The sequence below is a fragment of the Streptomyces sp. NBC_00162 genome (assembly GCF_024611995.1).
GTDB lineage: Bacteria > Actinomycetota > Actinomycetes > Streptomycetales > Streptomycetaceae > Streptomyces.
Genome location: NZ_CP102509.1, coordinates 6,361,394 through 6,385,261, shown reverse-complemented (window position 1 = coordinate 6,385,261; position 23,868 = coordinate 6,361,394). Strand labels below are relative to the sequence as shown.

Below are 23,868 nucleotides of genomic sequence, written 5' to 3'. Positions count from 1 at the left end.
TCAGACGTTGAAGCCGAGCGCGCGCAGCTGCTCACGGCCGTCGTCCGTGATCTTGTCCGGGCCCCACGGGGGCATCCAGACCCAGTTGATGCGAAGCTCGTTGACGATGCCGTCCGTCGCCGACTTCGCCTGGTCCTCGATGACATCCGTCAGCGGACAGGCCGCCGAGGTCAGCGTCATGTCGAGGGTGGCGATGTTCGCGTCGTCGACGTGGATGCCGTAGATCAGGCCCAGGTTGACGACGTCGATGCCCAGCTCGGGGTCGACCACGTCGTAGAGGGCCTCGCGGACCTCTTCCTCGGTGGCCGGCTTGATCGACGCCTCGGGCGTCGCGTTCTCGGTCATGCCGTCTTCCTCTCCGCGTCGCCCAGAGCCTGGGCGGTCGCGTCCTTCCAGGCCATCCAACTCAGCAGAGCACACTTCACACGCGCCGGATACTTGGAGACGCCGACGAACGCCACCGCGTCCTCCAGGACCTCTTCCATCTCCTCGGTCGGCTCCAGCTTGCCCTTGGACTGCATCAGCTCCAGGAACACGCCCTGGATCTTCTGCGCCTCGGCCAGCTCCTTGCCGACGAGCAGCTCGTTCAGTACGGACGCGCTGGCCTGGCTGATCGAGCAGCCCTGGCCCTCGTACGAGACATCCGTCAGCGTCTCGCCGTCGTACTTCACGCGCAGCGTGATCTCGTCCCCGCACGTCGGGTTGACGTGGTGCACCTCGGCGTCGCCGTCGCGCAGGCCACGCCCGTGCGGGTGCTTGTAGTGGTCCAGGATGAGTTCCTGGTACATCGAATCCAGCTTCACAGCGTCCTCGTCGTCCTCGTCAGCCGAAGAAGTTCCGTACGTGCTCCAGCCCGTCGATCAGCGCATCGACCTCCGCGGGAGAGGAGTACAGGTAGAAAGACGCTCGGGTCGTCGCCGGAATTCCGTACCGCAGGCAGACCGGGCGCGCGCAGTGGTGTCCCACGCGAACCGCGATGCCCTGCTCGTCCAGCACCTGGCCGACGTCGTGCGGGTGGATGTCGCCGAGCACGAAGGAGATCGCCGCTCCGCGGTCCTCGGCCGTGGTGGGGCCGATGATCCGCAGGTCGGGCACCTCGGCGAGGCGCTTGATCGCGTACTCGGTGATCGCGTGCTCGTGCGCGGCGATCTTGTCCATGCCGATCGCGGTCAGGTAGTCCACGGCCGCGCCGAGGCCGACGGCCTGGGCGATCGGGGGCGTACCGGCCTCGAACTTGTGGGGCGCGGGGGCGTAGGTCGAGGCGTGCATCGACACGGTCTCGATCATCTCGCCGCCGCCGAGGAACGGAGGCAGGTCTTCCAGGAGCTCCTGGCGGCCCCAGAGGACGCCGATGCCGGTCGGGCCGCACATCTTGTGGCCGGTGAAGGCCACGAAGTCGGCGCCGAGCGCCTGCACGTCCAGCGGCATGTGCGGAGCGGCCTGGGAGGCGTCGATCAGCACCAGCGCGCCGACGTCCTGGGCACGCCGGACGATCGCCTCGACCGGGTTGACCGTGCCCATGATGTTGGAGACCAGCGTGAAGGAGACGATCTTCGTCTTCTCCGTGATGACCTCTTCGATGTTGGACAGGTCGAGCCGGCCGTCGTCGGTGAGGCCGAACCACTTCAGCTTCGCGCCAGTGCGCTGCGAGAGCAGCTGCCACGGGACGATGTTGGAGTGGTGCTCCATCTCCGTGATGGCGATCTCGGTCTCGCGGTCGACCCGGTAGGGCTCGTCCGCCCAGCCGAGCATGTTCGCGACCAGGTTGAGGGACTCCGAGGCGTTCTTGGTGAAGATCACCTCGTCGCGGCTCGGTGCGTTGATGAAGGTGGCGACCTTGTCGCGGGCACCCTCGTACAGCGCCGTGGCCTCCTCGGCGAGCACGTGCACGCCACGGTGGACGTTGGCGTTGTGCTGCTCGTAGTACTCGTTCAGCGCGTCGAGCACCTGGCGCGGCTTCTGCGAAGTCGCCGCGTTGTCCAGGTAAACGATCTTCTTCCCGTCGTGGACCACACGATCCAGCAGGGGGAAGTCCTTGCGGATCGCCTCGATGTCGAGGAGGCCAGGCAGCTGTGTCACGCGCTCGCGCCACCCTTCGTGCTGTACGCCTCGTAGCCTTCCGCCTCCAGCTTGTCGGCGAGCTCGGCGCCGCCGGACTCGACGATGCGGCCTTCCGAGAAGACGTGGACGAAGTCGGGCTTGATGTAACGGAGGATCCGCGTGTAGTGCGTGATCAGCAGGGTGCCGACCTCGCCGGTCGCGCGGACGCGGTTGACGCCTTCGGAGACCTGGCGCAGGGCGTCGACGTCGAGGCCGGAGTCGGTCTCGTCGAGGATCGCGATCTTCGGCTTCAGGAGCTCCAGCTGGAGGATCTCGTGGCGCTTCTTCTCACCACCGGAGAAGCCCTCGTTGACGTTGCGCTCGGCGAAGGCCGGGTCCATCTGGAGCTGCTCCATCGCGGACTTGACCTCCTTCACCCAGGTACGCAGCTTCGGGGCCTCGCCGCGGATGGCGGTGGCCGAGGTGCGCAGGAAGTTGGAGACCGAGACGCCGGGGACCTCGACCGGGTACTGCATGGCGAGGAAGACGCCGGCGCGGGCGCGCTCGTCGACGGACATCTCCAGGACGTCCTCGCCGTCGAGGGTCACGGTGCCACCGGTGATGGTGTACTTCGGGTGACCGGCGAGGGAGTACGCCAGGGTGGACTTGCCGGAGCCGTTCGGACCCATGATGGCGTGCGTCTCACCCTGCTTGACGGTGAGGTCGACGCCCTTGAGGATCTCGCGGGCGCCGTTCTCGGCCTCGACGGAGACGTGCAGGTCGTGGATTTCAAGCGTTGCCATGGATACCTCAGGACTCCTGGGTGAGGGAGACGAGCACGTCGTCCCCTTCGATCTTTACGGGGTATACGGGTACGGGGCGGGTCGCCGGCAGACCGGAGGGCTTGCCGGTGCGCAGGTCGAAGGCCGACCCGTGCAGCCAGCACTCGATCATGCAGTCCTCGACCTCGCCCTCCGAGAGCGAGACGTTCGCGTGCGAGCAGATGTCGTTGATCGCGAACACCTCGCCCTCGGTGGAGACGATGGACACCGGCGTGCCGTCGAGTTCCACCCGCTTGGGGGTGTTCTCCTCCAGCTCGCTCAGCGCACAGGCCTTGACGTAATTCATCAGACGGAGCCCTGGAGCTCGGTCTCGATCTTGGCGAGCAGGCGCTCCTCGATGTCGTCGACACCGATCTGCTGGACGAGCTCGGCGAAGAAGCCGCGCACGACCAGGCGGCGGGCGTCGTCGGCCGTGATGCCGCGGGCCTGCAGGTAGAAGAGCTGCTCGTCGTCGAAACGGCCGGTCGCGGAGGCGTGGCCGGCGCCGACGATCTCGCCGGTCTCGATCTCCAGGTTCGGCACCGAGTCGACCCGCGCGCCGTCCGTGAGGACGAGGTTGCGGTTCATCTCGTAGGTGTCGGTGCCCTCGGCGCTCTTCTCGATGAGCACGTCACCGATCCAGACGGCGTGGGCGTCCTGGCCCTGGAGCGCGCCCTTGTAGACCACGTTCGACTTGCAGTGCGGGGCGTCGTGCGTGACCAGGAGGCGGTGCTCCTGGTGCTGGCCGGCGTCCGTGAAGTACAGGCCGAAGAGCTCGGCCTCGCCGCCGGGGCCCGCGTAGCTGACCCGCGGGTGCAGGCGTACGACGTCGCCGCCGAAGGTGACCACGATCGACTTGAAGGTCGCGTCGCGGCCGATCAGCGCGTTGTGCTGGGAGACGTGGACGGCGGTGTCGTCCCAGTCCTGCACGGACACGACGGTGAGCTTGGCGCCGTCGCCGACCAGGAAGTCGACGTTGGCGGCGCGCACGCCGTCACCGGTGTGGTCGATGACGATGACGGCCTCGGCGAAGGCCTGCACGTCGAAGACGGTGTGGCCGAAGGTCGTACCGCCCTCGCCGTGCAGCGTGACGCGCACCGGCTCGGTCAGGACGGCCTCCTTGGGCACGGTCACGACCGTGGCCTTGGCGAAGGACGAGAACGCCTGGGCGGCGACCCGGTCCACCGGGGTGCCGGCCTTGCCGATGCGCGCGTCGCCGCGCTCCACCGACTCGACGGTGACGCCCTCGGGCGCGTCGATCTGGGCCTTCATGGTGCCGTTGGCGACCGCCGTGCCGTCGTGCAGACCGCGCAGGCGGGCGAGCGGGGTGAACCGCCACTCCTCCTCGCGGCCGTGGGGCACGGGGAAGTCCGCCACGTCGAAGGACGGGGGCGCACTCATCCGGGTGGCGACGGTCGACTCGGCGGCCACCGCGATCGCGCCGGCGGTGGTCGACCCCGCCGGAATGTTCTGAGCCTCAGCCATGGCTGTCTTCGTGCTCTCTTCCTACGTCAAAAAGAATGTCTGCGGGACTCGGGCGGTCGGGACTAACCGACCGAACCCTCCATCTGCAGCTCGATCAGCCGGTTCAGCTCCAGCGCGTACTCCATCGGCAGCTCCCGCGCGATCGGCTCGACGAAGCCGCGCACGATCATCGCCATGGCCTCGAACTCCGTCAGACCGCGGCTCATCAGGTAGAAGAGCTGGTCGTCGGAGACCTTGGAGACGGTCGCCTCGTGGCCCATGGACACGTCGTCCTCGCGGACGTCCACGTAGGGGTACGTGTCGGAGCGGGAGATCGTGTCGACCAGGAGCGCGTCGCACAGCACGTTGGACTTCGAGCCGTGGGCGCCCTCGCCGATCTCGACCAGGCCTCGGTACGAGGTGCGGCCGCCGCCTCGGGCCACCGACTTCGAGACGATGTTCGAGGAGGTGTTCGGCGCCATGTGGACCATCTTGGAGCCGGCGTCCTGGTGCTGGCCCTCGCCCGCGAAGGCGATGGACAGGGTCTCGCCCTTGGCGTGCTCGCCCATCAGGTAGACGGCCGGGTACTTCATGGTGACCTTGGAACCGATGTTGCCGTCGATCCACTCCATGGTCGCGCCCTCGTACGCCACGGCGCGCTTGGTGACCAGGTTGTAGACGTTGTTCGACCAGTTCTGGATCGTCGTGTAGCGGCAGCGGCCGCCCTTCTTCACGATGATCTCGACCACGGCGCTGTGCAGCGAGTCCGAGGAGTAGATCGGGGCGGTGCAGCCCTCGACGTAGTGGACGTAGGCGTCCTCGTCGACGATGATCAGCGTCCGCTCGAACTGGCCCATGTTCTCCGTGTTGATACGGAAGTAGGCCTGGAGCGGGATGTCGACCTTGACGCCCTTGGGCACGTAGATGAACGAGCCGCCCGACCACACGGCGGTGTTCAGCGACGCGAACTTGTTGTCGCCGACCGGGATGACCGTGCCGAAGTACTCCTGGAAGAGCTCCGGGTGCTCCTTGAGCGCGGTGTCCGTGTCGAGGAAGATGACGCCCTGCTCCTCCAGGTCCTCACGGATCTGGTGGTAGACGACCTCGGACTCGTACTGGGCCGCGACACCGGCGACGAGGCGCTGCTTCTCCGCCTCCGGGATGCCGAGCTTGTCGTACGTGTTCTTGATGTCCTCCGGCAGGTCCTCCCACGAAGCGGCCTGCTTCTCGGTGGAGCGCACGAAGTACTTGATGTTGTTGAAGTCGATGCCGGAGAGGTCGGAGCCCCAGTTCGGCATGGGCTTCTTGTCGAACAGCTTGAGACCCTTGAGGCGGAGCTTCAGCATCCACTCCGGCTCGGACTTCTTCGCCGAGATGTCGCGCACGACATCCTCGGACAGACCCCGCTTGGCAGCGGCGCCGGCCGCGTCGGAGTCGGCCCAGCCGTATTCGTAGGTGCCCAGGCCATCGAGCTCAGGGTGAGCAGTCTCCGTGGTCATGCGGGGTTCCTCCCGGCCGTACTTGCAGATACTGAGGTGTCGGTCTGTGTGGTGCTCGCGCTACGCGGAATGAACGTCGTGCACACTCCGTCGCCGTGGGCGATCGTGGCGAGGCGCTGCACATGGGTCCCGAGCAGGCGGGAGAAGACCTCGGTCTCCGCCTCGCATAGCTGCGGGAACTGCTCGGCGACGTGTGCGACCGGGCAGTGGTGCTGGCAGAGCTGTTCACCGCTGTGCGGACCGGGAGCGCTCTTCGCCGTAGCAGCGTACCCGTCGACGGTCAACGCCCTGGCAAGGGCCTCCGCACGCTCCTCCGGGGCGGCCGCCTCGACGGCTTCCCGGTAGGGCTGCGCCTGCTCTTCCATCCTGGACCTGGCGAAGGCGGCGACGGCCGCCTCCCCCTGCTCTCCGCCGCCGACGGACTGCGCGATCCAGCGCAGGGCGTCCGCGGCGAGCGTGTCGTAGGACTGGTCGAAGGCGTCGCGGCCGCAGTCGGTGAGCGCGAAGACCTTGGCGGGCCGGCCCCGGGTGCGCGCACCGTACACACGCTGCTCACGGGGTGCGACCACGTCGTCGGCGACGAGCGTGTCGAGGTGGCGGCGGACGGCGGCCTGGGTGAGGCCGAGACGCTGGGCGAGGTCGGCGACGGTGGACGGACCGTGGTCCAGGATGGACCGCGCGACCCGGTTGCGGGTTGACCGCTCCCCGGTCGCGAGCTCCCCCTGGGGGGTCTCGATCTGCCGTTCGCCGTATTTCACAACGCCATTGTTGCGTAATTAACCGAGCGCCGACAAGCCGTGATGGACGCCACCCCTGGTGGCCTCCATCACTAAGGGTTACCTAATTTGTCGACGGAGAGTCATTCGGAGGGGAACGCTCCGCACTCCCGCCGAGCCCCTCCGGTGCACCGGTACACGGCCCCCACCAGCAATCCTCCACCGAGGATGCAGGCGGGGACCATGAACATCGAATTCCGGAAAAGATCACTGAACGGCGCTGGGCCATCCAGGAACGACAGGCCGAAAAGAACCGCGATCGCGACACAATGTTCGAATCCGAAGGCGGCGAAAACAGCGCTCGCCCCGCTCCGTAGACTCATCCCCCATGAGCAACGACCCCGCCGTGGAGATCCGCGGACTGGTGAAGCGGTACGGCCCCAAGAGAGCGGTGGACGGCCTGGACCTCACCGTCCCGAGGGCCTCCGTCACCGCGGTCCTCGGCCCCAACGGCGCGGGCAAGACCACCACGGTGGAAACCTGCGAGGGCTACCGCCGCCCCGACGCCGGGACCGTCCGCGTCCTCGGCCTCGACCCGGTCGCCCAGGCGGAGGCGCTGCGCCCGCGGATCGGCGTGATGCTCCAGTCCGGAGGCGTCTACTCCGGAGCCCGGGCCGTCGAGATGCTCCGCCACATGGCCAAGCTGTACGCCGACCCGCTGGACGTCGACCCCCTGGTGGAACGCCTCGGCCTCGGCGGCTGCGGCCGCACCGCCTACCGCAGGCTCTCCGGCGGCCAGCAGCAGCGCCTGGCCCTCGCCATGGCCGTGGTCGGCCGCCCCGAGCTGGTCTTCCTCGACGAGCCCACCGCCGGCCTGGACCCGCAGGCCCGCCGCGCGACCTGGGACCTCGTACGGGAGCTGCGCACCGACGGGGTCACCGTCGTCCTCACCACCCACCACATGGACGAGGCCGAGCAGCTCGCCGACGAGGTCGCCATCGTGGACGCGGGCCGGGTCATCGTCCACGGCAGTCCCGAGCAGCTGTGCCGGGGCGGCGCCGAGAACACCCTGCGCTTCACCGGCCGTCCCTCGCTCGACCTCGCCTCCCTGCTGAAGGCGCTGCCCGACGGCACCCAGGCCGCCGAGCTCACCCCCGGCGTCTACCGGGTAACCGGCGACGTCCACCCCCAGCTGCTCGCCACCGTCGCCTCCTGGTGCGCACAGCACGGCGTCATGCCGGACAGCCTCTCGGTGGAGCGGCACACCCTGGAGGACGTCTTCCTGGAGCTGACCGGTAAGGAGCTGCGCGGATGAGCGCCGGCACGTTCACCCCCAACCCGGGGGCGGCTCCCGTCTCCCGCATGATCCTCGCGCAGACGGCACTGGAGACCCGGATGCTGCTGCGCAACGGGGAGCAGCTGCTGCTGACCGTGATCATCCCGGCGCTGCTGCTGACCCTCTTCTCCGCCGTGGACATCGTCGAGACGGGCTCCGAGAAGTCCGTGGACTTCCTGGCCCCCGGCATCCTGGCGCTCGCCGTCATGTCCACCGCCTTCACCGGCCAGGCCATCGCCACCGGCTTCGACCGCCGCTACGGGGTCCTCAAGCGGCTCGGGGCCTCCCCGCTGCCGCGCTGGGCCCTGATGGCCGCCAAGACCCTGTCCGTGCTGGTCACCGAGGTGCTCCAGATCGCCCTGCTGACGGCGATCGCCTTCGCGCTGGGCTGGTCCCCGCACGGGAACCCGCTGTCGGTGGCCGCGCTGGTGCTGCTCGGCACCGCCGCGTTCTCCGGGCTGGGCCTGCTGATGGCGGGCACCCTCAAGGCCGAGATGACCCTGGCCGCGGCCAACCTGGTGTTCCTGCTGCTGCTGGTCGGCGGCGGGGTGATCGTGCCGCTGGACAAGTTCCCGGACGCCGTTCGGTCCGTACTGGGCCTGCTGCCCATCTCGGCCCTGTCCGACGGTCTGCGCGAGGTGCTCCAGCATGGGGCCGCGCTGCCGTGGGGCGACGCGGCCGTGCTGGCAGCCTGGGCCGCCGTGGGTCTGGGGGCCGCCGCGCGGTGTTTCCGCTGGGAGTGAATCCCTTCCCCTCCCGTTGACACAGCCGCGAGGATGGGCGCCTCCACACATGAAGCCGGGGGGCGGACATGGTGCAGCGGGAGGCCGTTCTACGGCTGGACGAGCAGTGGGCACGGGTGCGGTCGGGGGCGGCGCACGCGGAACCGCAGGAGCGCGAGCGGCTGCTCGACGAGCTGATCGGGGCCCTGCGGACCTGTCCGGAGGACCCCGAGTGCACCGCGCTGCTGGGGCTGCGCCTCGCCGACCGGGCCGCACTGCGCTTCGCCGCGGGGGACCGCGCCTCCGCCCTCGCCATGATCGAGGAGGGGCTGCGCAGTTCCGAGCGCGCAGCCGCGTACTCCCCCGAGTTCACCCGCTGGTACGCCCGGGGGCTGATCAACCACGGGGTGTGGCTGGCCTGGCCGCTGAGCGACGAGGACCGGCTGCCGAGACATCCGCTGGGCCCGGCCGCCACGGAGGGGCCGACCGCCATGGAGCGGGCGGCCGGGGAGCGTGCCCGTGATCTGACCCGGGCCGCGGTCGGGGTGTGGGCGGGCCTGGACCAGAAGGACCCGGTCAACCGGCGGGGCCTGGCCCAGGCGAAGGTGTTCCTCGGGGACCGCCTCGCGGAGCTCGGTTTCGCCGAGGACGCGGTGGCCTGGGCCGTGGACGCGGAGTCGGACTTCCGGCAGCTGCTGCTCGCCGACCACGGCTCGGAGGAGTCGGCGGAGGCCGCGGAGGCCCTCGACCACATCGGCCGGCAGCTGGAACTGCGCCTGCGCTTCCTGGCCTTCGGTTCCCTGGTCGGTCTCCGTCTGAAGGGGCTGCTGCCCGAACGGCTGCTGCCCCGGGCCGTGGTGGCCGCCCGCGTCCAGGGGGTGGCGGAGTCCGAGATCGCGGCCCGGCTGGGTCTGGGCGCCGAACAGGTGCGGACGATGCTGGAGGTCACGCCCTGGCTCGCGGTGTGGCGCGTCGAGGTGCGCGGTCCTGACGGACTGTGGAACGTACTCGACCATCCATGGCACAGCGCCACGGAAGTGAGAAACAGGACAGCCGAGGACATAGGGGCCGAACTGGTACGAGGTTTCGTGAGCTCGGCCGACCACCCCGGCGACGGCGTCCCTTGGCGCATCCACGTGTGGTGGCACGAGGAGGGCGACCCGGCCGGGGCCCGGTTCCGGCTGGCCGTCGGCCCCGACGCACCACCGGCCACCCCCTCGTGAAACTTTGCACAAGGCTCCGCCTACGATAGGAGCCGTGTTGAACCCATTCGCCTTCATCGCCAGTCGCTGGACTCCGTCACCCCGGATCGTCCAGCGGGCCGCGTCCGCCGCGCTCCTCATGAGCGTGGCCATCGTCATCACCGGCGGCGCGGTGCGGCTGACCGGATCCGGTCTCGGCTGCGACACCTGGCCCAAGTGCACCGACGACAGCCTGATCGCGACGCCGGCCCAGGGCTTCCACGGCGCCATCGAGTTCGGCAACCGGATGCTGACCTACGTGCTCTCCGCGGCCGTCGGCTGGGTCATCCTCGCGGCGCGCTCGGCCAAGCCCTGGCGGCGCTCGCTGACGAAGCTCGGCTGGGTCCAGTTCGTCATCGTGATGGCCAACGCCGTACTCGGCGGCATCACCGTCAGGACGGGCCTCAACCCGTACAGCGTGGCAGGGCACTTCCTGCTCGCCACCGCGCTGATCGCGGTGACGACCGTCACCTGGCAGCGCATCGGCGAGGGCGACACCGCCCCCCGCCCGCGCGTGCCCGGCCCGGTGCGCAAGCTGTCGTGGGCACTGATCGTGACGACCTTCGTGCTGATCGCGGCGGGCACGATCGTCACCGGTTCCGGACCGCACGCCGGCGACCGCAGCGAGATCAAGCGGATGCCGTTCGACTGGACGGCCATCGCCCACGTGCACGCGGTCTCCGCCTGGCTGGTGTGCGCGCTGGCCGTCGCGATGTGGCTGGTGCTGCGCGTGGTCGACGCCCCCGTCGACACCCGGGCGCGCGCCCGTGACCTGCTGATCGTGCTCCTCGCGCAGGGCGGCATCGGCTACGTGCAGTTCTTCACCGAGCTGCCCGAGCTGCTCGTCGCCGCCCACATGCTCGGCTCCTGCCTGGTGTGGATCGCGGTGCTCCGGGTCGCGCTGAGCCTGCGCGAGCGGCCGGTGACGCAGGCGGAGATCCCGGCCCAGGGCGACCCCCAGCTCTCCTCCGTCTGACCCGTCCGGCCCGCCTGGCCCGGGAGACTCACTCCCGCTCGTCCAGCCGGTAGACGCGGCGGGCATTGCCCGCCGCGACCATGGCGGCCACCCGCCCCGCGTCCGTCCAGGACCAGGCCCCGTCGGCGACCCAGCCGCCCAGCACCCGGCCCAGCGCCTCCCGGAACACCAGGGCGCCCACCGCGTGCAGCTCGGGCAGCCGCCGGCCGCCGCTGGAGAACAGCAGCTTCCCGAACGGCGCGAGCTCCAGCAGCTCGGCCAGGACCGCCGCGGCCCGCGCCCCGGTCTGCCCGAGGGCCGCGCCGGCGTCGGCGTAGACGTGCGGGAAGGCCTCGGCCAGCTGCGCCGTCTGCCGGTGGTACGGGTATCCGCCGAGCAGGACCAGTCGGGTACCCAGACCCGCGGTGGCCCGTACGAATCCGGTCAGCGGCGCCGGGTCCCCCGCCCCGGTGTGCAGCTGGAGGGGCAGCCCGGACGCGACCGCGCTCCACACCAGGTGCCGCAGGAGTACGGGGTCGCGCACGGCATCGCCCCTGGTCCGTCCGTCCAGCCACCGCCCGGCCGCCCCGCGCACCTCGCCGGGATCGGGCGGCTCGGGCGCGTCGGCCAGGACGGACGGATGGTCGGCGGCGGCGCCGCAGGTGAAGGCCACGGCCCCGGTGGCGGCCTGGTGCACGGCCTCGGCGAGATTGGCGAGGAAGGCGGCCACGGTCCCGGAGGTGTCGGCGACCTGCTGGGCCAGCGGTTCCAGCCGGACCGTCTCGAAGGCCTCGGCATCCCCGGCGAGGGCCAGTTCCTTGGGGCCGGTGAGGTCCCCGGCCACTCCGGTGTCGACCACGTAGGCGGCGATCCCGGAGCCCCGCAGCAGCAGCCGCGCGGACTCGATCGCGCCCAGCTCGCGCCGCCGGGCCAGATAACGGGCGGGGGCGGCGTACGGCTCCAGCCCGAGCAGCGGCGGGCACCAGCGGCGCACGGCGAAACCGGTCTGCGTGTCGAAGAAGGTGGTGCCCGCGGCGGGCGGTCCTGCCGAGCGGATCAGCTGGGCCTCGAAGGTGCCCAGGCCCAGTTCCGTACGGAGTACTCCGTGGCAGTACTGATCCACCAGGGGCGGCGTTTCGATCATCCGGGCATCCCGTTGCGGACGTGAGGAAGGGGCTTCCACACGTCCTAACGGGTGAGCGGGGTGTGAGGTGTTGCTCGCGCTGTTGACCGAGCAGCCACCTGGGGTCCCCGGAAGCTGTCCGGGGGCGGGTCAGGCCGCCGGATTCGCGGGTCCGCCGAGCTGGATGCCGGCCATCCGCGTCCACTCGTACGGGCCGGTGCGCACGCGCGCCGCGAACTCCCCGTCGAACTCCTCGTGGAGGGTCAGCTCTGCCTTCTCGGCGGCGAGCTGCGCCACCGCGAAAGCCGGGGCCACCAGGTCGCCCCACTCGCCGTCCTTGCCCACCAGCACGATCCGGGTGCCGGCCTGGCCGATGTGGGCGAGGTGACCCTCGGCGCCGCCGTGCTGCTTGGCGAACGCACCGATCTGCTTGGCGAGCTTCGCCGCCGTACGGTCCTGCTTCTTGTCCGCGGTCGCTGCGGTGGTGTCTGCGGTGTCTGCCATGGACGGCATGCTACCCGTGAGTAATCAGCGGAGGAAGGGATCCACGGCCACCGCCACGAACAGCAGCGACACGTAGGTGATCGACCAGTGGAACAGGCGCATCTCCTTGAGCTTCGGCCCGGTCACCCCGGACTTGGCCCGCGCGTGCAGCGCGTGCGCCTCCCACAGCCACCAGCCGCCCGCGACCAGCGCGACCGCGGTGTAGAACCAGCCGGTGTACCCCAGCGGGGTCAGCAGCAGCGAGACCGCCACCATCACCCAGCTGTAGAGGACGATCTGACGGGCCACGACCTTGTTGCCCGCCACGACGGGGAGCATCGGCACGCCGACCCGCGCGTAGTCGTCCTTCACCTTCATCGACAGCGGCCAGTAGTGCGGCGGCGTCCAGAAGAAGATGACGAGGAAGAGGATGACCGCGGCCCAGGAGACCTCGTTCTTGACGGCGGACCAGCCGATGAGCACCGGCATGCAGCCCGCGATGCCGCCCCAGACGATGTTCTGGGCGGTACGCCGCTTCAGCAGCATCGTGTAGACCACGACGTAGAAGAGGAGCGCGCCGAGTGCGAGGGCGGCCGACAGCCAGTTGACCAGCAGGCCGAAGAAGAGGGTGGAGACCACTCCCAGGGTGATGCCGAAGACCAGGCACTCGCGGGGGCTGACCATGCCGGTCACCAGCGGGCGCTGCGAGGTCCGGTCCATCAGCGCGTCGATGTCGCGGTCGATGTACATGTTCAGCGCGTTGGCGCCGCCCGCGGACAGGTAGCCGCCGAAGCAGGTCGCGAGGACCAGCCACAGCGAGGGCACGCCCTGCTCGGCGAGGAACATGACCGGCACTGTGGTGATCAGCAGAAGTTCGATGATCCGCGGCTTGGTCAATGCCACGAAAGCCATGGCCCGGGCCCCGAACGGCCGGTGACCGGCGCTCGTCGCGAGCACCCCCGCTGGACGGGATTCGACGGCCGTCACGCACACCCCTGAGAGAGAAACCAGCAAGCACCACAAGGGCTTGCACGTACCACGCCACTGTAGACGTTGGTCATACGTCGCCCTGCGCGGGGGTCGCGTCGTGTTGGTCCGAACGGAGCTGACGACCCGGTGACGGCACGGTGACGGAGTGCGGACACTCGAATAGCTGCACGCCGTTGCGGGGGTAGGCTCGGAATCGCGCCGGTGCACCGTTCGTCACCGGGAACAGACATGTGGAGAGGAGCCCTGACCCACGGTGAGCACCAAGCCGACCACCACAGAGCTCGAGTGGACCGAACTGGACCAGCGGGCCGTCGACACCGCCCGCGTTCTGGCCGCTGACGCGGTCCAGAAGGTCGGAAACGGCCACCCCGGTACGGCGATGAGCCTGGCCCCCGCCGCGTACACCCTCTTCCAGAAGGTGATGCGGCACGACCCGGCGGACCCCGAGTGGGTGGGCCGCGACCGCTTCGTGCTCTCCGCGGGGCACTCGTCCCTCACCCTGTACACCCAGCTGTACCTCGGCGGCTTCGGCCTGGAGCTGGACGACCTCAAGGCGTTCCGCACCTGGGGCTCCAAGACCCCCGGGCACCCGGAGTACGGCCACACGGCCGGCGTGGAGACCACCACCGGCCCGCTGGGCCAGGGCATCGCCAACGCGGTGGGCATGGCCATGGCCTCCCGCTACGAGCGCGGCCTGTTCGACCCGGAGGCCGCCCAGGGCACCTCCCCGTTCGACCACATGATCTACGCGATCGCGGGCGACGGCTGCCTCCAGGAGGGCATCTCCCACGAGGCGTCCGCGCTGGCCGGCCACCAGAAGCTCGGCAACCTGGTGCTGCTGTGGGACGACAACCACATCTCCATCGAGGGCGACACGGAGACGGCCGTCTCCGAGGACACCCTCAAGCGCTACGAGGCGTACGGCTGGCACGTCCAGCGCGTCGCGCAGCAGGAGAACGGCGACCTCGACCCGAAGGCGCTGCACCAGGCGCTGATCGCCGCCAAGGCCGAGACCGGGCGCCCGTCCTTCATCGCGGCCCGCTCGATCATCGCCTGGCCGGCCCCGCACGCCCAGGGCACCGAGGCCTCGCACGGCTCGGCCCTCGGTGACGACGAGGTCGCCGCCACCAAGCGCGTCCTCGGCTTCGACCCGGAGCAGACCTTCGAGGTCTCCGACGAGGTCATCGCGCACACCCGCAAGGCGCTGGACCGCGGCCGCGAGGCCAAGGCCGCGTGGGAGAAGGACTTCTCCGCCTGGCGCACCGCCAATCCGGAGCGCGCCGCCGAGTTCGACCGCATCAACGCGAACGAGCTGCCCGCGGGCTGGGAGGACAAGCTCCCCTCCTTCGAGACCGGCAAGGGTGTCGCCACCCGCGCCGCCTCCGGCAAGGTGCTCCAGGCCCTCGGTGCGGTCATCCCGGAGCTGTGGGGCGGCTCGGCCGACCTGGCCGGCTCCAACAACACCACCATCGACAAGAACTCCTCGTTCCTGCCGGTGGGCAACCCGCTGCCGGAGGCCGACCCGTACGGCCGCACCATCCACTTCGGCATCCGCGAGCACGCCATGGCCGCGGCCATGAACGGCATCGCCCTGCACGGCCACACCCGCATCTACGGCGGCACCTTCCTGGTGTTCTCCGACTACATGCGCAACGCCGTCCGGCTGTCCGCGCTGATGCACGTGCCGGTCACCTACGTGTGGACGCACGACTCCATCGGTCTCGGCGAGGACGGCCCGACCCACCAGCCGGTCGAGCACCTCGCCTCGCTGCGCGCCATCCCGGGCCTGAACGTCGTCCGCCCGGCCGACGCCAACGAGACCGCCATCGCCTGGCGCGAGATCCTGCGGCGCCACACCAAGGTGTTCGGCAAGGGCGCCCCGCACGGCCTGGCGCTGACCCGTCAGGGCGTGCCGACCTACGAGCGCAACGAGGACGCCGCCAAGGGCGGTTACGTGCTCTTCGAGGCCACGGGCGCCGACGGGCAGAGCGCAGCCGCGCAGGTCCTCCTCATCGGCACCGGCTCCGAGGTGCACGTGGCCGTGGAAGCCCGCGAGCAGCTCCAGGCCCAGGGCATCCCCACCCGAGTCGTCTCGATGCCGTCCGTCGAGTGGTTCGAGGAGCAGGACCAGGCGTACAAGGACAGCGTCCTGCCGCCCTCCGTCAAGGCGCGCGTCGCGGTCGAGGCGGGCATCGGCCTGACCTGGCACCGCTACGTCGGCGACGCGGGCCGGATCGTGTCGCTGGAGCACTTCGGTGCCTCGGCCGACGCGAAGGTGCTGTTCCGCGAGTTCGGTTTCACCCCCGAGGCCGTGACCGCCGCAGCCCAGGCCTCCCTCGCCGCAGCCGCGCGCTGACGCCCGTACAAGACCAGTAGGAGATGCAATTCCCATGACAGACGCACTCAAGCGCCTCTCCGACGAGGGCGTGGCGATCTGGCTGGACGACCTGTCCCGCAAGCGCATCACGTCCGGCAACCTGGCCGAGCTCATCGACGAGTCGCACGTGGTCGGCGTCACCACCAACCCGGCGATCTTCCAGAAGGCCATCAGCGGCGGCGAGGGCTACGAGCAGCAGCTCACCGACCTCGCGACCCGCAAGGTGACCGTGGAGGAGGCGCTGCGCATGATCACGACGGCGGACGTCCGTGACGCCGCCGACATCCTGCGCCCGGTCTACGACCGCACCGACGGCCAGGACGGCCGCGTGTCGATCGAGGTCGACCCGCGCCTGGCGCACAACACCCCGGCGACCATCGCCGAGGCCAAGCAGCTCGCCTGGCTGGTGGACCGCCCGAACACGCTGATCAAGATCCCGGCGACCAAGGCCGGCCTGCCGGCGATCACCGAGGTCATCGGCAAGGGCATCAGCGTCAACGTCACGCTGATCTTCTCGCTGGAGCGCTACCGCGAGGTCATGGACGCGTACCTGGCGGGTCTGGAGAAGGCCAAGGCCGCCGGCCTGGACCTGTCCCTGATCCACTCGGTCGCCTCCTTCTTCGTGTCCCGCGTGGACAGCGAGATCGACAAGCGCCTGGACGCCGTCGGCACCGACGAGGCCAAGGCCCTCAAGGGCAAGGCGGCGCTCGCCAACGCCCGTCTGGCCTACGAGGCGTACGAGGATGTCTTCTCCTCGGACCGCTGGGCCGCCCTGGAGCGCGTCGGCGCCAACAAGCAGCGTCCGCTGTGGGCCTCGACGGGCGTCAAGGACCCGGCGTACAAGGACACCCTGTACGTGGACGACCTGGTCGCCCCGAACACGGTGAACACCATGCCGGAGGCCACCCTGGAGGCCGCGGCCGACCACGGGCAGATCACGGGTGACACCGTGCGCGGCACCTACGAGCAGGCGCGCGCCGAGCTCGACGCGGTCGCGAAGCTGGGCATCTCGTACGACGATGTGGTGCAGCTGCTGGAAGACGAGGGCGTCGAGAAGTTCGCGGTGTCCTGGAACGACCTGCTGAAGTCGACCGAGGCGGAGCTTGATCGCCTCGCCCCCACGGAGGCCTGAACACCTTGTCTGTAAACGGAGCGAACCCGCTTCGTGACGCACAGGACCGGCGGCTCCCGCGTATCGCGGGGCCGTCCGGCCTGGTCATTTTCGGCGTTACGGGTGACCTGTCGCGCAAGAAGCTGATGCCTGCCGTCTACGACCTGGCCAACCGCGGCCTGCTCCCGCCGGGCTTCTCACTGATCGGCTTCGCCCGCCGGGAGTGGGAGCACGAGGACTTCGCCCAGGAGGTGTACGAGGCCGTCAAGGAGCACTCGCGCACGCCGTTCCGGGAGGAGGTCTGGCAGCAGCTGGTGCAGGGCTGCCGGTTCGTGCAGGGCGACTTCGACGACGACGCGGCCTTCGAGACCCTGAAGGCGACGATCGACGAGCTCGACAAGGCGCAGGGTACGGGCGGCAACTTCGCCTTCTACCTGTCGGTCCCGCCGAAGTTCTTCCCCAAGGTGGTCCAGCAGCTCAAGGACCACGGTCTGGCGCAGAAGGAAGGCTCCTGGCGGCGCGCCGTCATCGAGAAGCCCTTCGGTCACGACCTGAAGAGCGCCGAGGAGCTCAACAAGGTCGTTCACGAGGTCTTCCCCCGTGACGAGGTCTTCCGGATCGACCACTACCTCGGCAAGGAGACCGTCCAGAACATCCTGGCGCTCCGCTTCGCCAACACCATGTTCGAGCCGATCTGGAACCGGTCGTACGTCGACCACGTCCAGATCACCATGGCCGAGGACATCGGCATCGGCGGCCGGGCCGGTTACTACGACGGCATCGGCGCGGCCCGTGACGTCATCCAGAACCACCTGCTCCAGCTGCTCGCGCTGACCGCGATGGAGGAGCCCGGCACCTTCCACCCCAAGGCGCTGGTGGCCGAGAAGCTCAAGGTGCTGACCGCCGTGGAGCTGCCCGAGGACCTGGGCAAGCACACCGTGCGCGGCCAGTACTCGGCGGCGTGGCAGGGCGGCGAGAAGGTCGTCGGGTACCTCGAAGAGGACGGCATCGACCCCAAGTCGAAGACCGACACCTACGCGGCCATCCGGCTGGAGATCAACAACCGCCGCTGGGCGGGCGTCCCGTTCTACCTGCGGACCGGCAAGCGCCTGGGCCGCCGGGTGACCGAGATCGCGGTGGTCTTCAAGCGGGCCCCGTACCTGCCGTTCGAATCGGGCGCGACCGAGGAGCTGGGGCAGAACGCCCTGGTCATCCGGGTCCAGCCGGACGAGGGCGTCACGGTCCGCTTCGGCTCCAAGGTTCCGGGCACCTCCATGGAGGTCCGGGACGTCACGATGGACTTCGCCTACGGCGAGTCCTTCACGGAGTCGAGCCCCGAGGCGTACGAGCGGCTGATCCTCGACGTGCTCCTCGGCGACGCGAACCTCTTCCCGCGTCACCAGGAGGTCGAACTGTCCTGGAACATCCTCGACCCGATCGAGGAGTACTGGGACAAGCACGGCAAGCCCGCGCAGTACCCGGCGGGCACCTGGGGTCCGGTCGAGGCGGACGAGATGCTCGCACGAGACGGACGGAGCTGGCGCCGGCCATGAAGATCGACCTCACGGAGACCAACTCCAGCAAGATCAACGCCGCACTGGTCAAGGCGCGCCGGGACATCGGCACGCCGGCCATCGGCATGGTCCTCACGCTGGTGATCGTGACCGACGAGGAGAACGCGTACGACGCGCTCAAGTCGGCGAACGACGCGTCCCACGAACACCCCTCGCGGATCGTCGTCGTCATCAAGCGGGTCAGCCGCTCGCCGCGCAGCCGCCGCGATGCCCGTCTCGACGCGGAAGTCCGCGTCGGGGCGGACTCCGGCACCGGCGAGACGGTCGTGCTCCGCCTTCACGGCGAACTGGTCGACCACGCCCAGTCGGTGGTTCTCCCGTTGCTCCTGCCGGACGCCCCGGTGGTCGTCTGGTGGCCCGAGAATGCTCCGACGGACCTGGCGGGCGACCCGCTCGGTGCGCTGGGGCAGCGCCGGATCACGGACACGTACTCCTGCGAGGACCCGACCGAGGCGCTCGGCAGCCGGGCCGCCGCTTACGCGCCCGGGGACACGGACCTTTCGTGGACCCGGATCACCCCGTGGCGCTCGATGCTGGCGGCCGCGCTGGACCAGCAGACCCTGTCGGTCGCCTCGGCGACCGTCGAGGGCGAGTCGGAGAACCCGAGCTGCGAGCTGCTGGCCATGTGGCTGGCGGACCGGCTCAAGGTTCCCGTCCGGCGCACGCCGTCGGCGGGTCCGGGCCTGACGGCCGTACGCCTGGAGACCAAGGACGGCACGATCGTCCTGGACCGGGCGGACGGGGCGCTGGCCACGCTGTGCATGCCGGGGCAGCCCGACCGTGCGGTGGCGCTCAAGCGCCGGGACACGGCCGAGCTCCTGGCGGAGGAACTCCGCCGCCTGGACCCGGACAACACCTACGAGGCCTCGCTGAAGTTCGGCGTGGCCAAACTGGCCCCCGAGTCCGCGGCCCCGGCCCCGGCCCCGGCCGAGGAGGCCCCGGCCCCGGCCGAGGAGGCCCCGGCCCCGGCCCCGAAGCCGGCGGCCAAGCCGTCCAAGAAGGCCGCGGCGAAGTAGCCCGTACCGCGCGGGGCTGGATTGTGCGCAGCGCAATCCAGCCCCGTCGGCGTTTGAGGGTCCGGGCAGCGGCACCCGCACCCACCCCCACCTACCAAGAAGGCGGCAGCACATGGGTATGACGACTCCCCAGGTCGTCGTCCACCGGGACAAGGAGCTGATGGCCCAGGCCACGGCGGCCCGGCTCATCACGAAGATCGTGGACGCGCAGACGGCCCGCGGCACGGCGTCCGTGGTCCTCACCGGCGGCCGCAACGGCAACGGCCTGCTCGCGGCGCTGGCCACCGCCCCGGCCCGGGACGCGGTCGACTGGTCCCGGCTGGACCTGTGGTGGGGCGACGAGCGCTATGTCCCCGCCGACGACCCCGAGCGAAACCACACCCAGGCCCGCGAGGCGCTGCTGGACTCCGTCCCGGTGGATCCCGCCCGCGTGCACGTCATGCCGGCCTCGGACGGCCCGTACGGGCCCGACGTGGACGCGGCGGCGGCCTCGTACGCGGCCGAGCTGGCGGAGGCGGCCGGTCCCGAGGACCACGGCCCGGTCCCCACCTTCGACGTGCTGATGCTGGGCGTGGGCCCGGACACCCACGTGGCCTCGCTGTTCCCGGAGCACCCGGCGACCCGCGAGACCGAGCGCACGGTGGTCGGCGTCCACGGAGCCCCGAAGCCCCCGCCCACCCGCATCTCGCTCACCCTCCCGGCGATCCGGGCGGCCCGCGAGGTCTGGCTGCTGGCGGCGGGCGAGGACAAGGCCCGCGCGGTGTCCATCGCCCTCGGCGGCGCCGGCGGGGTCCAGGCCCCGGCGGCGGCGGCCTACGGCCGTTCCCGCACCCTGTGGCTCCTGGACCGCGCGGCGGCCGCGCACCTCCCGTCCGGGATGTACCCGCCGGCCTCGTGAGCCGACGGGTACGTCACGTGGCTCAGCCGCGCCCGCGCAGCTCGCGGTAGGCGGCCACCAGGGCCTTGGTCGAGGCGTCCAGGCCCGGTACGTCCGCGCCCTGCGTCAGCGCGGGCTCGATCCGCTTCGCGAGGACCTTGCCGAGCTCCACGCCCCACTGGTCGAAGGAGTCGATGTTCCACACCGCGCCCTGTACGAACACCTTGTGCTCGTACAGGGCGATCAGCTGTCCCAGCACCGCCGGGGTGAGCTCGGTGGCCAGGATGGTGGTCGTCGGGTGGTTCCCCTGGAAGGTCTTGTGCGGGACCAGCGATTCGGCGGCGCCCTCCGCCCGTACCTCCTGCGCCGTCTTGCCGAAGGCCAGCGCCTGGGTCTGCGCGAAGAAGTTCGCCATCAGCAGGTCGTGCTGGGCCGCGAGCGAGGGCTCCAGCTCCGCCACCGGGCGCGCGAAGCCGATGAAGTCCGCGGGGATCACCTTCGTCCCCTGGTGGATCAGCTGGTAGTACGCGTGCTGCCCGTTGGTGCCGGGCGTGCCCCACACCACCGGACCCGTCTGCCACTCCACCGGATTGCCGTCGCGGTCCACCGACTTGCCGTTGGACTCCATGTCCAGCTGCTGCAAGTAGGCGGTGAAGCGGGAGAGGTAGTGGCTGTACGGGAGCACCGCGTGCGACTGCGCGTCGAAGAAGGCGCCGTACCAGATGCCCAACAGCCCGAGCAGCAGTGGGGCGTTCTCCTCCGGCGGCGCGGTGCGGAAGTGCCGGTCCATGGCGTGGAAGCCGCCGAGCATCTCCCGGAAGGCGTCCGGGCCGATCGCGGTCATCAGCGAGAGCCCGATGGCGGAGTCGAAGGAGTAGCGGCCGCCGACCCAGTCCCAGAACTCGAACATGTTGGCCGGATCGATGCCGAAGTCCGTGACCTTCTCGGCGTTGGTCGACAGCGCCACGAAGTGCCGTGCGACGGCCGCCTGGTCACCGCCCAGGCCCGCGAGCAGCCACTCGCGCGCCGAAGTGGCGTTGGTGATGGTCTCGATGGTGGTGAAGGTCTTGGAGGCGATGATGAACAGCGTCTCGGCCGGGTCCAGGTCGCGCACGGCCTCGTGCAGGTCCGCGCCGTCCACGTTGGACACGAAGCGCACCGTCAGACCGCGGTCGGTGAAGGCCCGCAGGGCGTCGTAGGCCATCGCGGGACCCAGGTCGGAGCCGCCGATGCCGATGTTGACGACGTTCCTGATGCGCTGTCCGGTGAAGCCGGTCCACTCCCCCGACCTGACCCGGCCGGCGAAGTCCGCCATCTTGTCGAGGACGGCGTGCACCGCGGGGACGACGTTCTCTCCGTCGACCTCGACGACAGCGTCTTCGGGCGCGCGCAGGGCGGTGTGCAGGACCGCCCGGTCCTCGGTCGTGTTGATCTTCTCGCCGCGGAACATCGCCTCGCGCAGCTCGGCCACGCCCGCCGCCGCCGCGAGTTCGCGCAGCAGGGTCAGCGTCTCGTCGGTCACGAGGTGCTTCGAGTAGTCGATGTGCAGGTCGCCGACCCGCAGGGTGTAGCCGGCGCCGCGGCCCGGATTCTCCTCGAACAGCTCCCGCAGATGCGTCTGCCCGAACTCCTCCCGGTGCTTGCCGAGTGCCAGCCACTCCGGCATCCGGTTGAGCTTCGTACGGCTGTCTGCGTTCATCTCGGACATCAACCCACTTCTTCCGTCCTGTCGTGCCCCGCCGATCTCCAACCTAAGGGATCCGAAGGGGACCAACGCACACAAAGAGGCCCGGTCCCGCTGGAGATGTCTCCAACGGGACCGGGCCTCACGTCACATGACTTCAGGTGGTGTTCAGATCTCGCCGCGGAGCTTGGCGAGGGCCTCGGCGAGGATCGCCTCGCCGTCGGCGTCCGTGCGCCGCTCCCGTACGTACGCCAGGTGCGTCTTGTACGGCTCGGTGCGCGGCGGCGCGGGCGGGTTGTCCCGGTCCTGGCCGGCCGGGAACCCGCAGCGCGGGCAGTCCCAGGTGTCCGGCACCTGCGCATCGCTGGCGAAGCTCGGCTGCGTCTCGTGCCCGTTCGAGCACCAGAAGGAGATGCGCAGGCGGGGCGCGGACTCGCCGCGCTCGGCCTCACCCATCGGCCCCGCTCCGACCCGGCTACCACGGATCGCGTTGCCACTTGCCACGGTCGTAACTCCCTGCGTGATGGTGCCGCGGAGCGTGAGTGGAATTTTCCGCCGCGGGCGCCCAAGTCTACGTAAGGCCCAACGCACGTCCAGTGAGCGGAGTTACTGCTTCCACGCCATGGACGCCGGACCCCAATGATAGGCCGGGCGGAGCCGACCGGACTGCCGGATGGCCAGAACGGTCAGCTGCTCGACTTCATCATGAGCCCGAGCGCGAGGATGCAGGCGAACCACAGCAGACCGACCACGACGGTGATGCGGTCCAGGTTCCGCTCCGCGACGGAGGAGCCGCCGACCGACGACTGCATGCCGCCGCCGAACATGTCGGAAAGGCCGCCGCCCTTGCCCTTGTGCATCAGCACGAGCAGCATCAGCAGGCCGCTGAAGACGATCAGGGCGATCGAGAACCCCATAATCACGGCTGATTCCTACTTTCTGGCTTTTCTGGCATTCCGGCTGTGCTGGATGTGCGCGGGGGCCAGTGGCTGCTGTTGCGCCTCCTGGCCCCCGCAAGGGTACGACGGATCCGTCCTACCGCATACTCATCGCCGTGCCTACTGGTCGCGGAAGCGGACGATCTTGACGAACTCGTCCACGTCCAGCGCCGCGCCGCCGATCAGGGCGCCGTCGACGTCGGGCTGGGCCATGATCGCCGCGATGTTCCCGGACTTCACCGAGCCGCCGTACTGGATGCGGACCTTGTCGGCCAGCTCCTGCGAGTACAGCTCCGCGAGACGGCCGCGGATCGCCCCGCAGACCTCCTGGGCGTCCTCGGGGGTGGCGACCTCGCCGGTTCCGATGGCCCAGACGGGCTCGTACGCGATCACGATGGACTCGACCTGCTCGGCCGGGATGTCCTTGAGGCCGCCGTCGACCTGGTTCAGCGTGTACGGGACCTGCTGGCCGGCCTTGCGGACGTCCAGGCCCTCGCCGACGCACAGGATCGGGGTGAGCCCGTGCTTGTAGGCGGCCTTGACCTTGGCGTTGCAGAGCTCGTCGCTCTCGCCGTGGTACTGCCGGCGCTCACTGTGGCCGACGGCCACGTACGTGCACTTCAGCTTCGACAGCATCGAGCCGGAGATCTCGCCGGTGTAGGCGCCGGAGTCGTGCGCGGAGATGTCCTGGGCGCCGTACTTGATCTTCAGCTTGTCGCCCTCGACCAGGGTCTGGACCGAGCGGAGGTCGACGAAGGGCGGCAGGACCGCGACCTCGACGGCGTCGTAGTCCTTGTCGGCGAGCGCGAAGGCGAGCTTCTGGGCGTGGGCGATGGCCTCGAGGTGGTTGAGGTTCATCTTCCAGTTGCCCGCCATCAGCGGGGTGCGGGTGGTCATGTGG

At 69.9% G+C, this 23,868-nt stretch carries 24 protein-coding genes; 9 read left to right on the top strand and 15 right to left on the bottom strand.

Features of this window, described 5'->3' with window-relative positions; all coding sequences use genetic code 11:
* From JIW86_RS29585 to JIW86_RS29550, 8 genes are all read right to left on the bottom strand, one after another.
* Entirely contained in the window at window positions 1-345 is a 345-nt protein-coding gene (locus tag JIW86_RS29585) for a metal-sulfur cluster assembly factor (protein ID WP_215020285.1), read from the bottom strand.
* Window positions 342-803, bottom strand: a complete 462-nt coding sequence (gene sufU, locus JIW86_RS29580) for a Fe-S cluster assembly sulfur transfer protein SufU (RefSeq protein ID WP_215142066.1) — start codon at window positions 801-803, stop codon at window positions 342-344. Before sufU ends, JIW86_RS29585 begins: the two co-directional genes overlap by 4 nt.
* Before the next feature lie 19 nt (window positions 804-822).
* Window positions 823-2,079 carry a cysteine desulfurase gene (locus JIW86_RS29575; protein ID WP_215142064.1) on the bottom strand — a complete coding sequence of 419 codons (1,257 nt, stop codon included), beginning with the start codon at window positions 2,077-2,079 and terminating at the stop codon, window positions 823-825.
* Window positions 2,076-2,843, bottom strand: coding sequence for a Fe-S cluster assembly ATPase SufC (gene sufC, locus JIW86_RS29570; RefSeq protein WP_215142062.1), 768 nt, complete (start codon window positions 2,841-2,843; stop codon window positions 2,076-2,078). Before sufC ends, JIW86_RS29575 begins: the two co-directional genes overlap by 4 nt.
* 7 nt (window positions 2,844-2,850) lie before the next feature.
* The gene (locus tag JIW86_RS29565) at window positions 2,851-3,168 is read right to left on the bottom strand and encodes a bifunctional 3-phenylpropionate/cinnamic acid dioxygenase ferredoxin subunit (protein ID WP_030009135.1); all 318 of its coding nucleotides are present in this window, start codon (window positions 3,166-3,168) and stop codon (window positions 2,851-2,853) included.
* Window positions 3,168-4,346, bottom strand: coding sequence for a Fe-S cluster assembly protein SufD (gene sufD / locus JIW86_RS29560; protein WP_215142060.1), 1,179 nt, complete (start codon window positions 4,344-4,346; stop codon window positions 3,168-3,170). Before sufD ends, JIW86_RS29565 begins: the two co-directional genes overlap by 1 nt.
* Before the next feature lie 62 nt (window positions 4,347-4,408).
* Window positions 4,409-5,824 carry a Fe-S cluster assembly protein SufB gene (gene sufB / locus JIW86_RS29555; RefSeq protein WP_257556857.1) on the bottom strand — a complete coding sequence of 472 codons (1,416 nt, stop codon included), beginning with the start codon at window positions 5,822-5,824 and terminating at the stop codon, window positions 4,409-4,411.
* Entirely contained in the window at window positions 5,821-6,582 is a 762-nt protein-coding gene (locus JIW86_RS29550) for a helix-turn-helix transcriptional regulator (RefSeq protein WP_215142056.1), read from the bottom strand. The genes sufB and JIW86_RS29550 overlap by 4 nt, the downstream gene beginning before the upstream one ends.
* A 346-nt stretch (window positions 6,583-6,928) precedes the next feature.
* On the opposite strand from JIW86_RS29550, the gene JIW86_RS29545 reads away from it, so the two are divergent.
* The 4 genes from JIW86_RS29545 (at window position 6,929) to JIW86_RS29530 (ending at window position 10,815) form a co-directional block, all read left to right on the top strand.
* On the top strand, window positions 6,929-7,855 hold the full coding sequence (locus JIW86_RS29545; RefSeq protein ID WP_257556856.1) for an ABC transporter ATP-binding protein: 927 nt from the start codon (window positions 6,929-6,931) through the stop codon (window positions 7,853-7,855).
* Window positions 7,852-8,619, top strand: coding sequence for an ABC transporter permease (locus JIW86_RS29540; RefSeq protein WP_257556855.1), 768 nt, complete (start codon window positions 7,852-7,854; stop codon window positions 8,617-8,619). Before JIW86_RS29545 ends, JIW86_RS29540 begins: the two co-directional genes overlap by 4 nt.
* 68 nt (window positions 8,620-8,687) lie before the next feature.
* A complete protein-coding gene (locus tag JIW86_RS29535; protein ID WP_257556854.1) occupies window positions 8,688-9,821 on the top strand; it encodes a hypothetical protein in 1,134 nt (377 codons plus the stop codon).
* A gap of 4 nt (window positions 9,822-9,825) precedes the next feature.
* Window positions 9,826-10,815 (top strand): COX15/CtaA family protein, encoded by a 990-nt coding sequence (locus JIW86_RS29530; protein WP_257556853.1) that lies wholly within the window; start codon window positions 9,826-9,828, stop codon window positions 10,813-10,815.
* A gap of 28 nt (window positions 10,816-10,843) precedes the next feature.
* Here the strand turns inward: JIW86_RS29530 and JIW86_RS29525 are convergent, their stop codons facing one another.
* From JIW86_RS29525 to JIW86_RS29515, 3 genes are all read right to left on the bottom strand, one after another.
* Window positions 10,844-11,938 (bottom strand): amidohydrolase family protein, encoded by a 1,095-nt coding sequence (locus JIW86_RS29525; protein WP_257556852.1) that lies wholly within the window; start codon window positions 11,936-11,938, stop codon window positions 10,844-10,846.
* A 129-nt stretch (window positions 11,939-12,067) separates the two neighbouring features.
* Window positions 12,068-12,430: a hypothetical protein gene (locus tag JIW86_RS29520; RefSeq protein WP_215142045.1), complete on the bottom strand. Its 363-nt coding sequence runs from the start codon at window positions 12,428-12,430 to the stop codon at window positions 12,068-12,070.
* 15 nt (window positions 12,431-12,445) lie between these two features.
* Window positions 12,446-13,387, bottom strand: coding sequence for a heme o synthase (locus tag JIW86_RS29515; RefSeq protein ID WP_215142043.1), 942 nt, complete (start codon window positions 13,385-13,387; stop codon window positions 12,446-12,448).
* Between the two features lie 256 nt (window positions 13,388-13,643).
* Between JIW86_RS29515 and tkt the strand changes: the two genes are divergently transcribed.
* The 5 genes from tkt to pgl all read left to right on the top strand — a co-directional run bounded on the left by tkt (window position 13,644) and on the right by pgl (window position 20,366).
* Entirely contained in the window at window positions 13,644-15,746 is a 2,103-nt protein-coding gene (gene tkt / locus JIW86_RS29510; protein WP_257556851.1) for a transketolase, read from the top strand.
* Between the two features lie 34 nt (window positions 15,747-15,780).
* Entirely contained in the window at window positions 15,781-16,899 is a 1,119-nt protein-coding gene (tal, locus tag JIW86_RS29505; protein ID WP_257556850.1) for a transaldolase, read from the top strand.
* Between the two features lie 5 nt (window positions 16,900-16,904).
* Window positions 16,905-18,431, top strand: a complete 1,527-nt coding sequence (gene zwf / locus JIW86_RS29500) for a glucose-6-phosphate dehydrogenase (RefSeq protein WP_215142036.1) — start codon at window positions 16,905-16,907, stop codon at window positions 18,429-18,431.
* Window positions 18,428-19,468 carry a glucose-6-phosphate dehydrogenase assembly protein OpcA gene (gene opcA, locus JIW86_RS29495; protein ID WP_257556849.1) on the top strand — a complete coding sequence of 347 codons (1,041 nt, stop codon included), beginning with the start codon at window positions 18,428-18,430 and terminating at the stop codon, window positions 19,466-19,468. Before zwf ends, opcA begins: the two co-directional genes overlap by 4 nt.
* A 118-nt stretch (window positions 19,469-19,586) precedes the next feature.
* Complete coding sequence (gene pgl, locus JIW86_RS29490) at window positions 19,587-20,366, top strand: 6-phosphogluconolactonase (protein WP_257556848.1); 780 nt, start codon at window positions 19,587-19,589, stop codon at window positions 20,364-20,366.
* 22 nt (window positions 20,367-20,388) lie between these two features.
* On the opposite strand, the gene pgi is transcribed toward pgl, so the two are convergent.
* The 4 genes from pgi to tpiA all read right to left on the bottom strand — a co-directional run bounded on the left by pgi (window position 20,389) and on the right by tpiA (window position 23,864).
* Window positions 20,389-22,044, bottom strand: a complete 1,656-nt coding sequence (gene pgi, locus JIW86_RS29485; protein WP_257559482.1) for a glucose-6-phosphate isomerase — start codon at window positions 22,042-22,044, stop codon at window positions 20,389-20,391.
* A gap of 153 nt (window positions 22,045-22,197) precedes the next feature.
* Window positions 22,198-22,533, bottom strand: a complete 336-nt coding sequence (locus JIW86_RS29480; RefSeq protein WP_007263454.1) for an RNA polymerase-binding protein RbpA — start codon at window positions 22,531-22,533, stop codon at window positions 22,198-22,200.
* 182 nt (window positions 22,534-22,715) lie between these two features.
* A complete protein-coding gene (gene secG, locus JIW86_RS29475; RefSeq protein ID WP_215142070.1) occupies window positions 22,716-22,946 on the bottom strand; it encodes a preprotein translocase subunit SecG in 231 nt (76 codons plus the stop codon).
* A gap of 141 nt (window positions 22,947-23,087) precedes the next feature.
* Window positions 23,088-23,864, bottom strand: coding sequence for a triose-phosphate isomerase (tpiA, locus tag JIW86_RS29470; protein WP_257556847.1), 777 nt, complete (start codon window positions 23,862-23,864; stop codon window positions 23,088-23,090).
* Window positions 23,865-23,868 lie beyond the last annotated feature (4 nt).